This window comes from Variovorax sp. Root473, from assembly GCF_001426505.1.
Lineage (GTDB): Bacteria > Pseudomonadota > Gammaproteobacteria > Burkholderiales > Burkholderiaceae_C > Variovorax.
On the sequence record NZ_LMEV01000015.1, the window covers coordinates 70045 to 84209 of the forward strand.

The 14165-nt window shown below is 69.0% G+C and carries 12 protein-coding genes; 1 reads left to right on the forward strand and 11 read right to left on the reverse strand.

The window, feature by feature from the left end; all coding sequences use genetic code 11:
- Positions 1–34 precede the first annotated feature (34 nt).
- A complete protein-coding gene (gene pdeM / locus ASD34_RS09920) occupies positions 35–712 on the reverse strand; it encodes a ligase-associated DNA damage response endonuclease PdeM (protein WP_056576424.1) in 678 nt (225 codons plus the stop codon).
- Positions 713–789: 77 nt separating this feature from the next.
- On the opposite strand from pdeM, the gene trxC reads away from it, so the two are divergent.
- Positions 790–1236 (forward strand): thioredoxin TrxC, encoded by a 447-nt coding sequence (gene trxC, locus ASD34_RS09925; protein WP_056576427.1) that lies wholly within the window; start codon positions 790–792, stop codon positions 1234–1236.
- A gap of 5 nt (positions 1237–1241) precedes the next feature.
- Here trxC and ASD34_RS09930 read toward each other — a convergent pair whose 3' ends face one another.
- The 10 genes from ASD34_RS09930 to ASD34_RS09975 form a co-directional block, all read right to left on the reverse strand.
- Positions 1242–3854 carry a ligase-associated DNA damage response DEXH box helicase gene (locus ASD34_RS09930; RefSeq protein ID WP_082548572.1) on the reverse strand — a complete coding sequence of 871 codons (2613 nt, stop codon included), beginning with the start codon at positions 3852–3854 and terminating at the stop codon, positions 1242–1244.
- Entirely contained in the window at positions 3851–5506 is a 1656-nt protein-coding gene (locus ASD34_RS09935) for an ATP-dependent DNA ligase (RefSeq protein WP_056576430.1), read from the reverse strand. The genes ASD34_RS09930 and ASD34_RS09935 overlap by 4 nt, the downstream gene beginning before the upstream one ends.
- Positions 5503–6552 carry a ligase-associated DNA damage response exonuclease gene (locus ASD34_RS09940; RefSeq protein WP_056576432.1) on the reverse strand — a complete coding sequence of 350 codons (1050 nt, stop codon included), beginning with the start codon at positions 6550–6552 and terminating at the stop codon, positions 5503–5505. The genes ASD34_RS09935 and ASD34_RS09940 overlap by 4 nt, the downstream gene beginning before the upstream one ends.
- Positions 6553–6638: 86 nt before the next feature.
- Positions 6639–7163 (reverse strand): DUF3617 domain-containing protein, encoded by a 525-nt coding sequence (locus tag ASD34_RS09945; RefSeq protein WP_056576435.1) that lies wholly within the window; start codon positions 7161–7163, stop codon positions 6639–6641.
- Between the two features lie 69 nt (positions 7164–7232).
- Positions 7233–7922: a phosphatase PAP2 family protein gene (locus tag ASD34_RS09950; RefSeq protein WP_056576438.1), complete on the reverse strand. Its 690-nt coding sequence runs from the start codon at positions 7920–7922 to the stop codon at positions 7233–7235.
- A gap of 55 nt (positions 7923–7977) precedes the next feature.
- Positions 7978–9108, reverse strand: coding sequence for a Gfo/Idh/MocA family protein (locus ASD34_RS09955; protein WP_414929869.1), 1131 nt, complete (start codon positions 9106–9108; stop codon positions 7978–7980).
- Positions 9109–9145: 37 nt separating this feature from the next.
- Entirely contained in the window at positions 9146–10111 is a 966-nt protein-coding gene (locus ASD34_RS09960) for a substrate-binding domain-containing protein (protein WP_056576445.1), read from the reverse strand.
- 44 nt (positions 10112–10155) lie between these two features.
- The gene (locus ASD34_RS09965) at positions 10156–11193 is read right to left on the reverse strand and encodes an ABC transporter permease (protein WP_056576448.1); all 1038 of its coding nucleotides are present in this window, start codon (positions 11191–11193) and stop codon (positions 10156–10158) included.
- Entirely contained in the window at positions 11159–12694 is a 1536-nt protein-coding gene (locus ASD34_RS09970; protein WP_056576450.1) for a sugar ABC transporter ATP-binding protein, read from the reverse strand. Before ASD34_RS09970 ends, ASD34_RS09965 begins: the two co-directional genes overlap by 35 nt.
- Positions 12691–13860, reverse strand: a complete 1170-nt coding sequence (locus ASD34_RS09975) for an ROK family protein (RefSeq protein ID WP_056577220.1) — start codon at positions 13858–13860, stop codon at positions 12691–12693. The genes ASD34_RS09970 and ASD34_RS09975 overlap by 4 nt, the downstream gene beginning before the upstream one ends.
- Positions 13861–14165 lie beyond the last annotated feature (305 nt).

Genomic DNA, 14165 nt, shown 5'->3' on the forward strand with positions numbered 1-14165 from the left:
CTGCGCTTCCCCCTTCCAGAGGGAACGGCGTCCGTCAATCCGACGAGGGCAGCGCCCATACGGTCTCGCCGCCCACCGCGTAGAAACGCCGCTGCGGCGCCGCGTCCATCAGCCAGCCGCCCGTGAACTCGCCGAAGGCAGGCAGCACCGCCTGGCGCGCCTCGCTCACGAAACATGGCAACCGCACGCTGTCGCGCCCCGGGCCGTAGAGCCGGCACACCGGATGCAGGTGCCCCGCGAGCACGAAGTGCGTGGCGTGCGCTTGCGGGTGATGGCAGCAGGCGAATGGCCCCAGCAGGAAGGGCTCGTCGACCACCTCGATGCCGAGCGCCGCCGGCGGATCGCCGGCGCGGCTGTCGTGGTTGCCGCGCACCAGCGTCATCGCCACGCCGGCGTGCCGCACGCGCCAGTCGCTCACGGCAGCGAGCACGGTGCGCGCCTGCGCCGCATGCAGGAAATCGCCGAGGAACACGAGGCGTTGCGGCGCGAGGCAGGCGATGAGTGCGTCGAGCCGTGCAAGGTTCCGCTGCGTGGTGCCGCCCGGCACGGGCTGGCCCAGCGCCCGGTAGGTCGCGGCCTTGCCCAGGTGCAGGTCCGCGATGAGCAGCACGCGCGCGGCGGGCCACCAGAGCGCGCGCTCGGGCAGCAGGTGCAGCAGCTCGCCGGCCCACTGGACAGCGAGCGTCGACGCGGTAAGGTGCGGGGCAGTCACGGCCGCTGAGTGTCGCAAAAGGCGCACGACCCGGCGGCCGTCTTGCAATTCAACCGCGCGAGCCCCAATTCTTCCGCATGACCGAATCGCCTCCGAAGCTCATCGTCTGCCCGCACTGCCATACAACCAACCGCGTGCGCGCGGAGCAACTGGGCAGCGCGCCCGACTGCGGCAGCTGCCACAAGGCGCTGTTCACCGGCCATTCGACGGCACTGCCGGACGCGGCCACCTTCGAGCGCCACATCACGCGCAACGAGATCCCGGTGCTGGTCGACTTCTGGGCGCCCTGGTGCGGCCCCTGCCGCCAGATGGCGCCGGGCTACGAACAGGCCGCGGCCCAGCTTGAACCCCACGTGCGACTGGCCAAGGTCGACACCGAGGCCGTGCCCGCGCTCGGCGCGCGCTTCAACATCCGCAGCATCCCGACGCTGGCCCTGTTCAAGAGCGGGCGCGAAGTGGCGCGGCAGGCCGGCGCGATGGGCGTGGCCGACATCGTGCGGTGGGTGAAGGCACACGGCGGCTGACCCGCTCACAGCGGCGGCAGCGGCTTTGACGGCCGCCTGCGTTCGCGCCGTGGCGTGGGCGGCTTGCCCGACCCCTCCTGCCCGAACGCCAGCGTGTTCTTCACACGCTCCACGCCGCCGGCCGTGACCATGCCGCCCGCGGCTTTCTCCAGCTGCTCGACCATGCGCGCGATGCGGTCGGCCACGTTCTCGTTCGACAGCTTCTCGCGGAAAAGCTCGACCATGAGCGGAAACGAAAACGGCGTCGGCCGTTCGAGCAGCTTCAGCACGAGCTGCTGCGTGGCCATGCGTTCCAGGCTCGCGCGCAGGCGCCCGATCTCCAGTTCCTGCGAGAGCAGTTCCTGCTCCGCCTGCTGCAGCAGCTTGTTCTGCGGGTCGTACTTGTGGAACACCTCCCAGAACAGCGACGACGAGGCCTGCAATTGCCGGCTGCTGCGCTTCTCGCCCGGATAGCCCTGGAAGATCAGTCCCGAGACGCGTGCGATCTCGCGAAAGCGCCGCTGCGCGAGTTCGCCCGCGTTGAGCGAGGCCAGCACCTCGTGCAGCAGCACGGTGCGCGCATCGGCGTCGGCAGTGCCCTCCGGCAGGCGCAGCACCTGCGGCAGCAGCGCGGGCCAGTCGACCTCGGTCGCGCTCAACAACTCGAAGCCGTAGTCGTTGACCGCGATCGAGAAGGTGCGCGCCGCGTGCTGCGCCACGCGCCAGGCCAGCAGGCTCGCCAGTCCCAGGTGCACATGCCGGCCCGCGAACGGATAGAGGAACAGGTGCGAGCCTTCGCGCGTCGTCAGCGTCTCGGCGAGCAGCGTCTGCGGTGTCGGCAGCGCGGACCACTGCTGCTGGATTTCGAGCAGCGGCCACACGCAGCGCAGTTCGGGCGAGTTGTACTGCCCCTCGTCCGCGAGCGCGAGCTGCTGCACCACCGCATCGGCCAGCGTGTTCGACAGCGGCATGCGCCCGCCGTTCCAGCGCGGCACCGCGGCGCGCTTGCCGGTCGCCCGCCGCACCCAGGCCGTCATGTCGTGGATGCGCACGAGCTCGAGCAGCCGGCCGCCGAACAGGAAGCAGTCGCCCGGCTTCATGCGCGCGACAAAACCTTCTTCGACGTTGCCGATCTTCGATCCGCCCAGGTACTGCACCGCCATGCTCGCGTCGCTCACGATGGTGCCGATGTTCATGCGGTGGCGCCGCGCGAGCCGCGCATCGGGCACGCGCCACACGCCTTCTGCATCGGGCACGGCGCGCTTGTAGTCCGGGTACACGGCGAGCGACGGGCCGCCCTGCGAGACGAAGTCCAGGCACCATTGCCAGCTCTCGCGCGAGAGCGATGCGTAGGCGGCCGTGCCTCGCACCTCTTCGTAGAGATCGTCGGGCATGAAACCGCCGCCGAGCGCCACCGTCACGAGGTGCTGCACCAGCACGTCGAGCGGTTGGTCGGGCGAATGGCGTGCCTCGATGTGCCCTTCCGCAATCGCCGTGCGTGCCGCAGCGCCCTCCACCATCTCGATGCTGTGCGTGGGCACGAGCGTGATGCGCGACGGCCGCCCCGGCGCATGGCCCGAACGCCCGGCGCGCTGCAGCAGCCGCGCCACCCCCTTCGGCGAACCAATCTGCAGCACGCGCTCGACCGGCAGGAAGTCCACGCCCAGGTCCAGGCTCGAGGTGCAGACCACCGCCTTGAGCTGGCCGCTCTTCAGCCCGAGTTCGACCCACTCGCGCACCTCGCGATCGAGCGAGCCGTGGTGCAGTGCGATGAGACCCGCCCACTCGGGCTTCGCCTCGAGCATTGCCTGGTACCAGATCTCGGCCTGCGAGCGCGTGTTGGTGAAGACCAGCGTGGTGCTGCTCGCGGCGATCTCGTCGATCACCTGCGGCAGCATCGTGAGGCCCAGGTGCCCGCCCCACGGAAAGCGTTCGGCGCGGCCGGGCAACAGCGAATCGATGACGAGCTTCTTCGGCACCTGGCCCTGCACGAGCACGCCGTCGTCGTGGCCCAGCAGCGAGTGCATCGCCTCTTGCAGGTTGCCCAGCGTGGCCGACATGCCCCAGACCGCAAGGCGCGGGTTCCATCGCCGGAGCCGCGCGAGCGCGAGCTGCACCTGCACGCCGCGCTTGTTCCCGAGCAGCTCATGCCACTCGTCGACCACGACCATCTTCACGCGGCCCAGCACCTGGTTCGCATCAGCACGTGCGAGCAGCAGCGAGAGGCTTTCGGGCGTGGTGACGAGCACGCTGGGCAGGCGCGTGTTCTGTGCGCTGCGCTCGGCCGACGAGGTGTCGCCGCTGCGCGCACCCGCGCTCCACGGATGCACCGCGGCGCCGAGCGCTTCGAGCGGCTGCTTCAGCGCGCGCAGTGTGTCGGCCGCGAGCGCGCGCATGGGCGTGAGCCACAGCACGGTGAGCGGCGGGGCCGAAGGGCGAGCGGTTGCCTTGCGCGCCTGCGAGAAGACCTGCAGCGCGCCGAGCCACACCGCATACGTCTTGCCTGCGCCGGTGGTGGCATGCAGCATGCCGGACTTGCCAGCCGCGATGGCCTTCCACACATCGCGTTGAAACTTGAACGGCTTCCACCCGCGCGCGGCGAACCACGCATCGAGCGCCGTCTTGACCGCCTTGTTCATGACGGCAGCAACGCAGCCAGCGTCTGCAGCGTGTCGGCTTCCGCCACCGGCTTGTCCTCGCGCCAGCGCAGCATGCGCGGAAAGCGCACCGCGATGCCGCTCTTGTGCCGGGTGCTGCGCGCGATGCCCTCGAAGCCGAGTTCGAACACCAGCGTCGGCTTGACGCTCTTCACGGGGCCGAAGCTCTCGACCGTGGTCTTGCGGATGATCGCGTCCACGCGCGCCATCTCCGCGTCGGTGAGCCCCGAGTAGGCCTTGGCGAAGGGCATGAGCTTGCGGTCTTCCTGCTCGGGCGGACCATCCCACACTGCGAAGGTGTAGTCGCTGAAGAGGCTCGCGCGGCGGCCATGGCCGCGCTGCGCGTAGATGAGCACCGCGTCGATGCTCAGCGGATCGATTTTCCACTTCCACCACACGCCCACGTCCTTCGTGCGGCCCACACCGTACTGCGCGTCGCGGCGCTTGAGCATCATTCCTTCGACGCCCATGGTGCGCGCGGCTTCGCGCTGGCGTGCAAGGTCGGTCCAGTCGAGTCCTGTGAGCATCGGGCTCGGCAGCAGCGAGGGGTGCTGCATGCGCGTGACGAGTTCGTCGAGCAGCGCGCGGCGCGCCGACTGCGGCTCTGCGCGCAGGTCGCGCCCTTCCCATTCGAGCAGGTCATAGGCCAGCAGCACCACGGGAATGTCGCGCAGCAGCTTGGCGCCCAGCGTCTTGCGGCCGATGCGTTTCTGCAGTTCGGCGAAGGGCTGCACCTTGTCTTCACGCCACACGGCGATCTCGCCATCGAGCACCGTGCCGTCGGGCAAGGCGTCGCCGAGCGTCGCGAGTTCGGGGAAGCGGTCGGTCACCAGCTCTTCGCCGCGCGACCACACCCACACCGCACCCGCCCGCTTGACGATCTGCGCGCGGATGCCGTCCCACTTCCACTCGACGATCCAGTCGGCCGGCGGACCCAGCACCGCATCGAACTGATCGAGCGGGATGTTGAAAGGATGCGCGAGGAAGAAGGGGTATGGCTGCCCGCTGGTCTTCTGTACCTGCTCGGCATCGGACTCTGGCGCGACCAGCGTCGCGTAGTCGCCCGCCTGCGGACGTGCGCCGAGGTGCGTGTAGCCCATGAGCCGCTGCGCGACGCGCTTGGCATCGATCCCGCCGACCGCAGCGAGCGCCTGCGTGACCTGCAGCTTCGACACGCCCACGCGGAACGCGCCCGTGATGAGCTTGAAGTACACCAGCCGCTCCTCGGCCGCGAGCTGCCGCCACTGCGCGCGCAGGCGGTCCGCCAGTTCGGGGGGCGCGCGCTTCGCGGTCTCGCGCAGCGGCAGCAGGTGCTGCTCGACCCAGGCCGCGAGGCCGAGGTCATTTTCTTCGGTCGGTGGGGGCAGCAACAGCGCGATGGTCTCGGCAAGGTCGCCCACCGCGTCGTAGCTTTCGTCGAACAGCCACTCGGGCAGGCCGGCCGCTTCCTGCGCGAGCAGGCGCAGCAGCTTGGTGGGCACGAGCTGGCGCGGCTTGCCACCGGCCAGAAAGTAGACGGCCCATGCGGCATCGGCCGCGTCGGCCTCGCGCAGGTAGCGCTGCAACGCGGCCTGCTTGGCAAGGCTCGACGTGCTGGCGTCGAGTTCGCGGTAGAGCGCGGCGAAGTCCTTCACTTCGCTTCCTCTTCGGCGGCGGGCGCTGCGGCCGGCGTTTCCTGGTCGTCTTCATCGCCGTACTCGGTCTTGAAGCCCTGCGCATCGAGCCCGTTCTCCGTCAGCCACCGCATCATCACCTGCACGCTGCCGTGCGTGACGAACACGCGCTCGGCGCCGGTGCCCGCGATCGCCTGCTGCAGGCCGGGCCAGTCGGCATGGTCCGACATGACGAAGCCCCGGTCCACGCCGCGCCGGCGGCGCGTGCCGCGCAGCTGCATCCAGCCGCTCGCGAAGGCATCGGCGTAGTTGCCGAAACGCTTCATCCACGGCGTCCCCTGCGCGGACGGCGGTGCGAGCACGAGCGCGCGCTTCAGCAGCGCCGCATCGACGTCCGCATCGGTGGCGCGCAGCGTCCGCGGCAGCGCCACGCCGGCCGCGCGGTACACGGCGTTGAGCGGCTCGACCGCACCGTGCACGACGATGGGCCCGATCGACGCATCCACGCCGTGCAGGATGCGCTGCGCCTTGCCGAAGGCATAGCAGAACAGCACCGAGGCGCGGCCCGCTTCGGCATTGGCGCGCCACCACGCATCGATCTCCGCGAACAGCACCGCCTGCGTGGGCCAGCGGTAGATCGGCAGGCCGAAGGTCGATTCGGTGATGAAGGTGTCGCAGGGCACGGGTTCGAACGGCGTGCAGGTGCCGTCGGCCTCGGTCTTGTAGTCACCCGAGGCGACCCACACGCGCCCGCCGTGTTCGAGCCGCACCTGCGCCGAGCCCAGCACATGGCCGGCCGGATGCAACGACAGGCGCACGCCGTGGTGTTCGATGGCCTCGCCGTACGCCAGGGTCTGCAGGTGGATGTCGGCACCGAGCCGCGTGCGCAGCGTGCCGGCGCTGTCGGTGTGCGCCAGGTAGTGCGCATGGCCGATGCGGGCGTGGTCGGAATGCGTGTGCGTGATGACGGCGCGCGCCGCCGGCCGCCACGGATCGATGTAGAAATCGCCGGGCGGACAGTACAGGCCTTCGGGCCGGGCGACGACGAGATCCACCGTGTCTGGCATGGCACGTCATCGTAGGGCCGCCGGGGCCGGCGCGCTGCCGACCGCTTGCCGCGAGCCACTGTGGGCCTGGGCCTACTTGCCGGGATTCACTTGCGCGCGGGCATCTTCGCCATCGCGTCGAGCAGGTTCATCTTCATGCCGTTGGCCATGACCATGTCACCCGGCTTCTGGCCCGGCTTGCAGGGACCGACCCATTTGGCCTCGATGAGGCCCGTGCCTTCGGTGCGGCCCATGAGCGGCGGGCTGTAGGTCGACTTGCTCTCCATGCGGTAGGCGCTGCTGAAGTCGCCGCTCATCACGGCGCGCGAGGTCGCGGTGGTGGGGCCGATCCTGCAGACCGAATCGATGACGAGCTTCACGCCTTCGAGGCGCAGGTCCTGCTTCGAGCACATGTCCTTGCCCATGCCCTGGCCCATCTCGCGCATCGCCTTGTCGGTGGCGGCGTCGATGCATTGCTGGATTGTCTGGCCCGGCGCCGTGCCTGTGGACGCGCCGCCCTCGCCGGTCTTGATTTCCCACAGGCCCGGCTTGCGTGCCGGATAGTCGATGGCGAACGCGGGGCCGACCAGGAGGCAGGCGGCGGCGGCGATGAAGCGCAGGCGAAAGGTCATGGCGTGCTCGGTGAACGGCGATGCCGCTTTGTACCGTCGGCGCCCGCGCGGCGGAATACCGCGATCGGTCTACGCCGCGACCGGCACAGGGGCAGTCGATGGCCGCTCGCGCAACGCGAAGCCCATCGCCAGGCCGAGCCCGAGACCGCCGAGCACATCGATCAGCACATGCTGGCGCACGGCCATCGTCGAGTACACGATGGCCACGGCCCACACGACGTTGAGCAGCCGCAGCCACAGGGGCGTGCCAGCCTCGCGCAGCTGCCGCGCCAGCACGAGGCAGGCGAACACCGAGAACGACACGTGCAACGACGGAAAGGCATTCCCCGCCGCGTCGAAGGTCTTGAGGAAGTGCAGCGACGAGCCGGGCACGGCGTTGATCGCGAAGTTCGGGATCGCCGTCGGCATCCACCAGAACACAGCGAGCGCAATTGCCGTCATCACCGCGCAGCCGATGGCGATGGTGTTCAGCTCGCGCCGGTCCATGGCCAGCAGCACCGGCAGCGCGATGTAGGCCCACAGCGTGAGGTACACGGGCAGCATCGCCGGCCAGAACGCGATCAGCCGGTCGACGGCCGTGAGTGGCAGCACCCACACCGGTCCGGCGTTCTGCATGACCCAGAAGTACAGCGGGAAGAAGCCCAGCGTGGCGACGGTGTTGCCGGCCAGCTTGAGCAGCCACAGCGTCCGGCAGCGCTGCCAGAGGGCGCGCGGCCATGTCTGCGGTGAAAGAGCGTCGGAAGAGATGGAATGCGTCATGGCGGCCTCTGGTGCCACGGCCTGCCCCGCATGGATCAGCGGGGCCGACGCGCAGCTACCAGGGCGTCCACTTTAATTCGCTGGCGGCCGATGCCACCGTGCGTTCGATGAAACGCACGCCGCGCGCACCGTCTTCCACGCGCGGATAGTCGGCCGCGAGCGGATCGGCCGGCTGCCCCGCGAGTCGCGCGCGGATGTCCGCCACCACGCCCGCGTAGACGTTCGCAAAGGCCTCGATGAAACCTTCGGGATGGCCGGCCGGCAGGCGGCTCGCGCGCCGCGCCGACTCGCACAGCCAGGGCGCGCCGCGCGTGAGCACGCGCCGGGGCCCGTCGTGCGGCAGGTGCACGAGCTGGCTCGGCTGCTCCTGGCGCCATTCGAGCGTGCCCAGGGTGCCGGAGACGCGCAGATGCAGGTCGTTCTCCAGCCCGGTGTTGATCTGCGAGGCCACGAGCACGCCGCGCGCGCCGCCCTGGAAGCGCAGCAGCAGGCTGCCGTCGTCGTCGAGCAGGCGGCCCGGCACCAGCGCGCCGAGGTCGGCGCACAGGCTCTCGATCTCCAGGCCGGTGACGGTGGCCACGAGGTTCTCGGCGTGCGAGCCGATGTCGCCGATGGCGCCGGCCGCGCCGCTGCGTGCGGGGTCGGTGCGCCAGTCGGCCTGCTTGTTGCCGCCCGTGGCTTCGACATGGCTGGCGAGCCAGCCCTGGTTGTATTCGACGACGACCTTGCGGACCTCGCCGATCTGGCCCGTGCGCACCATCTCGCGCGCTTGCCGCACCATCGGGTAGCCGGTGTAGTTGTAGGTCACGCCGAAGACCGTGCCCTGCTTTGCCACGGTGGCGACCAGTGCATCGGCCTGTGTGCGCGTGTGCACCAGCGGCTTGTCGCACACCACGTGGAAGCCCGCCTCCGCGAAGGCTTGCGCCACGGGGTAGTGCACGTGGTTGGGCGTGACGATCGAGACGAAGTCGATGCGCTCATCGGCCGGGCGCTTCAGCTCGTCGGCCAGCAGCGCCTGCCAGTCGCCGTGGTTGCGGTCGTCGGCCAGGCCGAGGTCGCGGCCCGAGGCGCGCGCCTTGTCCGGGCTCGACGACAGCGCGCCGGCGACCAGCGCGATCTGGCCGTCGAGCGCCATGGCCTTGCGGTGCACGGCGCCGATGAAGGCGTCGCGACCGCCGCCGACCATGGCGCAGCGCAGGGGACGTGCAGCGATCTCGGTCACCTTAGAACGGCGAGTTCGGGTGGTAGAAGTCCTTGGCGTTTTCCTTGGTGATCAGCACCGAAGGAATGATCGTGGTCGCCGGCAGCTTCTCGCCCTTCAGGCGCGCCTCGGCCGTGAGCTTGATCGCGTCGTAGATGAACTTGGGCGAATAGCTCACGTCGGCGCCGATGCGCTTGTCCTTGCCGTCCATGATGGTCTTGACCATGTCCTTGGCGCCGGCGCCGCCGAACACGATCTTGATGTCGTCGCGCTTGGCCTGCTCGATGGCCTTGAGCACGCCCACCGCCATGTCGTCGTCTGCCGCCCAGATGGCGTCGATCTGCTTGAAGCGCGTCAGGTAGTCCTGCGTGACCTTGAAGGCGTCGTCGCGGTTCCAGTTGGCGTACTTGGCGTCCAGCAGCTTGATGTCGGGGCTGCCCTTGAGCACGGCGTTGAAGGCGTCCATGCGCTCGTTGTCGAGCGTGGTGGCAATGCCGCGCAGGGCGACCACGTTGCCCTTGCCGCCGAGCTGCTTCACGATGTATTCGGCCGGGATCTTGCCGAAAGCGGTGTTGTCGCCGGCCACGTACGCATCCTGCGCGCTGGTGTCGGTCAGGCCGCGGTCGACCACGGTGACGTACGCACCCTTGGCCTTGACCTGCGCGACAGGCTTGGTCAGCGCCGCCGATTCAAACGGGAACACGACGAGCGCATTGATCTTGGTGACCGTCGACAGGTCTTGCAGCTGGTTGGCCTGCTCGGGCGCGTTGGCTGCGGTCTTGATCGTGATCTTCAGGTCCTTGTGCTGCTTCTCGAGGTCCTTCTTCGCCTGGTTGGCCCAGTAGTTGATGCCGCCCATGAAGCTGTGCGTGGCCGCGGGAATCGACACGCCGAGGTTGACCTTGTCCGCGGCAAGCGCGGGCAGGCTGGCGGCGAACGCTGCGGTGGCAACCGCCGTGAGCGCGAGGCGTCGGGTGAAAGTCGTCATGCTGGATGTCTCCTCTTTGGTGGTGGAACGGAACGAACGGAAAACTAGCGCCGGCCTCTTTGGAGGAACGCGACGACGATGATCACGAAGCCCTGCACCGCCGCGTTCAGGTACACGCTGATGATGCTGGTGAGATTCAGGATGTTGCTGATGACCGAGAGCAGGATCGCGCCGACCACCGTGCCGGTGATGCTGCCCGCGCCGCCCTTCAATGCGGTGCCGCCGACGATCACCGCGGCAATGGCCTCGAGCTCCCACAGCAGGCCCGTGGTCGGCGAGGCCGAGCCCAGGCGCGGCACGTACAGCAGCGTGGCAATGCCCACGCACACGCCGAGCAGCACGTAGGTGAGGATCTTCACGCGGTCGACGTCCACGGCCGCGTAGCGTGCAACCTGTTCGTTGGAGCCGATGGCCTGGACATAGCGTCCGTAAGCCGTGCGGTTGAGGATCACGCCGCCCACGATCGCCACGAACACGAACACCCACACCGGCACCGGAATGCCCGCGAGGCTCGCGTAGTAGACCGGCGCGTAGAGGTCCGACAGCTCGTTGTCGAGCGTGAGCGCGCCACCGTCGGCGAAGTACGTGAGGTAGGCGCGGAAGATGCCGAGCGTGCCCAGCGTGACAATGAAGGGCTCGATGCGCCCCTTGGTGATGAGCAGGCCATGCGCCAGGCCGAACAGCGCGCCCAGCACCACGGCGAGCACCGCCCCCATCATCACCGCCATCAGCGGCGAGCCCGAGGCAGGCCCGGCCCAGTTGATGAACATGATCACGCTGCCCGCGATGAGCGCAGCCATCGAGCCCACCGATAGGTCGATGCCGCCCGAGATGATCACGAAGCACATGCCCACCGCGATGATGCCGATGAAGGCCGTGCGCGTGAGCACGTTCATCGCGTTGTCGACGGTCGCGAAGTCGCTGTTGAGCAGCGTGCCCGCGATGCACAGCAGCACGAGGCCGATGACCGGGCCAAGGCCGTGCAGGCGCTCGGTCCATCGCGGCTTGGCTTCGCTGCGGTGTTGCTGCTGCGGCTGCGGTGCGGCGTCAGGTGACATGGGTGTCTGCGGTTCCGGTGGCATGAGCGATGAGCTCCTCTTCGGTCAGGTGGGTCGCATCCAGCGTGGCAACGAGCCGGCCCGCGCGCATCACCGCAACGCGGTGGCACAGGCCGATCAATTCCATCAGCTCGGACGAGACGACGATCACCGCGAGGCCTTCGCGGGCGAGTCGCTGGATCAGGAAATAGATGTCGCGCTTGGCGCCCACGTCGACACCGCGCGTGGGCTCGTCGAGCACCACCACCTTGGGCTGCGGCTGCAGCACCTTGGCGAGCGCGAGCTTCTGCTGGTTGCCGCCCGACAGCGACGAGGCGCGCACGTCGAGCGAACCGGTGCGGATGCCGTAGTCCTTCACCGCCTCGGCGAGCGCGTCGCGTTCCGCATCGGGCTTCAGCCAGGGTTGCGCGTAGCGCTCGAGTGCCATCAGCGTGAGGTTCTGGCGCAGGCCGAAGTGCACGTGCAGGCCCTTGCCCTTGCGGTCTTCGCTGAGGTAGGTGAGGCCGTGCCTGGCCGCATCGCGCGGGTTGCGCCAGCCCTTGCCATGCGGCACGGGCTCGCCGCGCATCTCGACCGTGCCGCTCGCGGGACGCAGCCCGAGCAGGCCTTCGAACAGCTCGGTGCGGCCCGCGCCGACGAGGCCCGCAAAGCCGAGGATCTCGCCGGGGCGCACCTCGAAGCTCGCGTCCTGCGCCCAGCCGGGCACGCTGAAATTGCGCACGCGCAGGGCGGGTTTGTCGGCCGCCACGACGAGGTCGCGCGGCGGGTACAGGTCGGCCAGCTCGCGGCCCACCATCAGGTTGGCCATCTGCTGGCGCGAGACCTCGGGCGTGGGCGCGCGCGCCACGAAGCGGCCGTCGCGCATCACGATCACCTCGTCGCTGACCTGCTCCACCTCATCGAGCTTGTGCGAGATGTAGACGATGGTCACGTCATCGGCGCGCAGCTGCGCGATGAGCTTGAACAGGCGCTCGGTCTCGCCGGGCGTGAGCGTGGCGGTGGGCTCGTCCATGACGAGCAGGCGCGCACGGCGGGCGATGGCCTTCGCGATCTCGACGAGTTGCTTCTCGGCCACGATGAGGCGGCGCACCTTGGTGCGCGGATCGATGGCCAGGCCGACGGCGGCGAGCGCGGCGGCGGCATCGCGCTCCATCGCGGCGTCGTCGAGCAGGAACCCCTTTTTCTTTTCGTGGCCCAGGAAGATGTTCTGCGCCACGCTGAGGTCGTCGGCGAGGTTGAACTCCTGGTGGATCAGCACGATGCCCAGCGCCTCGGCATCGCGCGAGCTCGTGAACTGCTGCGGCTGGCCGTTGATGCGCAACGTGCCGCCGGTGAGCGACTCGTAGCCCGACAGGATCTTCATCAGCGTGGACTTGCCCGCGCCGTTCTCGCCAAGCAGGCCGTAGACGCGACCCGGCGCGAGCGCAAAGCTCACGCCGTGCAGCACCTGCACCGGGCCGAAGGCCTTCACCACGCCGTCGAACTCGACGGCCACGCTGCCTTTGCTGGTTTCCACGGCGGTCATGGCGCCACTCCTCGGGCCTTGAGTGTTTCCTGCATCGCCAGCACGCCCGCGCCCACGAGGCCACCCTGCGTGCCCAGCGGCGTGTATTGAATCTCCAGGTGCCGCGTCGACAGCGCGAGCGAGCGCTGGTAGACGCTCTGGCGCACGGCCGCGAGGAACAGTGGCCCGATGCGAGTGATGCCGCCGCCGATGAACACGTGCGACGGATTGAAGAAGTTGACGACCGAAGCAAGCATCTGTCCGATGAGGCTGCCCGCGCGCTGGATGATGGCATTGGCCGCCGGGTCGCCGCCGCGGCTGGCCTGCCCGACATCGAAGGCGTCGATGCGCCCGCGCGTGCGCAGGCATTCGGCGAGCGTCGCGCTCTCGCCGGCTTCGGCCGCCTGCATCGCCATGCGCGTGATCGCGGGGCCGGCCGCCATCGCCTCGACGCACCCGAGGTTGCCGCAATGGCAGCGCGGGCCTTCCTGGTCGACGCAGATGTGGCCCACGTCGCCGGCCGAGCCGGCCGCGCCGCGGTACACCTCGCCGTGGCAGACGATGCCGCAGCCGATGCCCGTGCCGATCTTGATCACGAGGAAATTCGAGAGCGAGCGCCGCAGGCGCCACAGTTCGCCGAGCGCCATCAGGTTGACGTCGTTGTCCACGAACACCGGCGCGGCGTAGTCCTCGCGCAGGTAGTCGCGGATCGAGAAACTGTCCCAGGCCGGCATGAGCGGCGGGTTCACGAGCTGGCCGATCTCGAAATTGACCGGACCAGGCACGCCGATGCCGATGCCCAGGACATTTCTGGCGCCCTGCCCGCAACGCGCGAGCAGTTCGCGCATGAGCACGCGCACACGCGCCAGCACCACGGCCGGGCCTTCGCGCACATCGGCGGCTTCTTCATGCTGGGCCAGCACCGTGAGGTCGGGGCGCAGCACCGCGACGTCGAGGCTGGTGGCGCCGATGTCGATGCCGACGAGCACGCCGAGTTCGCCATTGAGTTGGAGGTTTTCGGCGCGACGGCCGCCCGAGGAGCGTTGCAGGCCGGCCTCGGCGAGCAGACCCTGGTCGACCAGGCCGGCGATCAGGCCGTTGGCCTTGCTCTTGGAGAAGCCGAGCTGTTCGGCCATGGCATGGCGCGAGCCGCCGGCCGACCAGAAGGTCGATTCCAGCAACCGCATTTCGTCGGTCGTGATGCCGCTCCAGGGTGCCACGCGTTGTGTCTCCGCTCTTTTTAGAAAAAGCGCCGGTCGCAGATCGAAGGGATCGGTCGTCGGGCGAAGGCGAATACTAGAAGGGCATCTTCAGCCGGACAAGGCTTAACTTCGACCTATTTCAAACCAAAGAAGTGGGCCACTGAAGAGCAGACGAAAAAAAGCCACCCTCAGGTGGCTTGATTCAACGAACACCGCGGAACCGGCTTTGCCGGGCCGCTGGTGTTGCCCCCTGCAAGGGGTTGGCGTAGCGACACGAAGTGCGCGCAGCC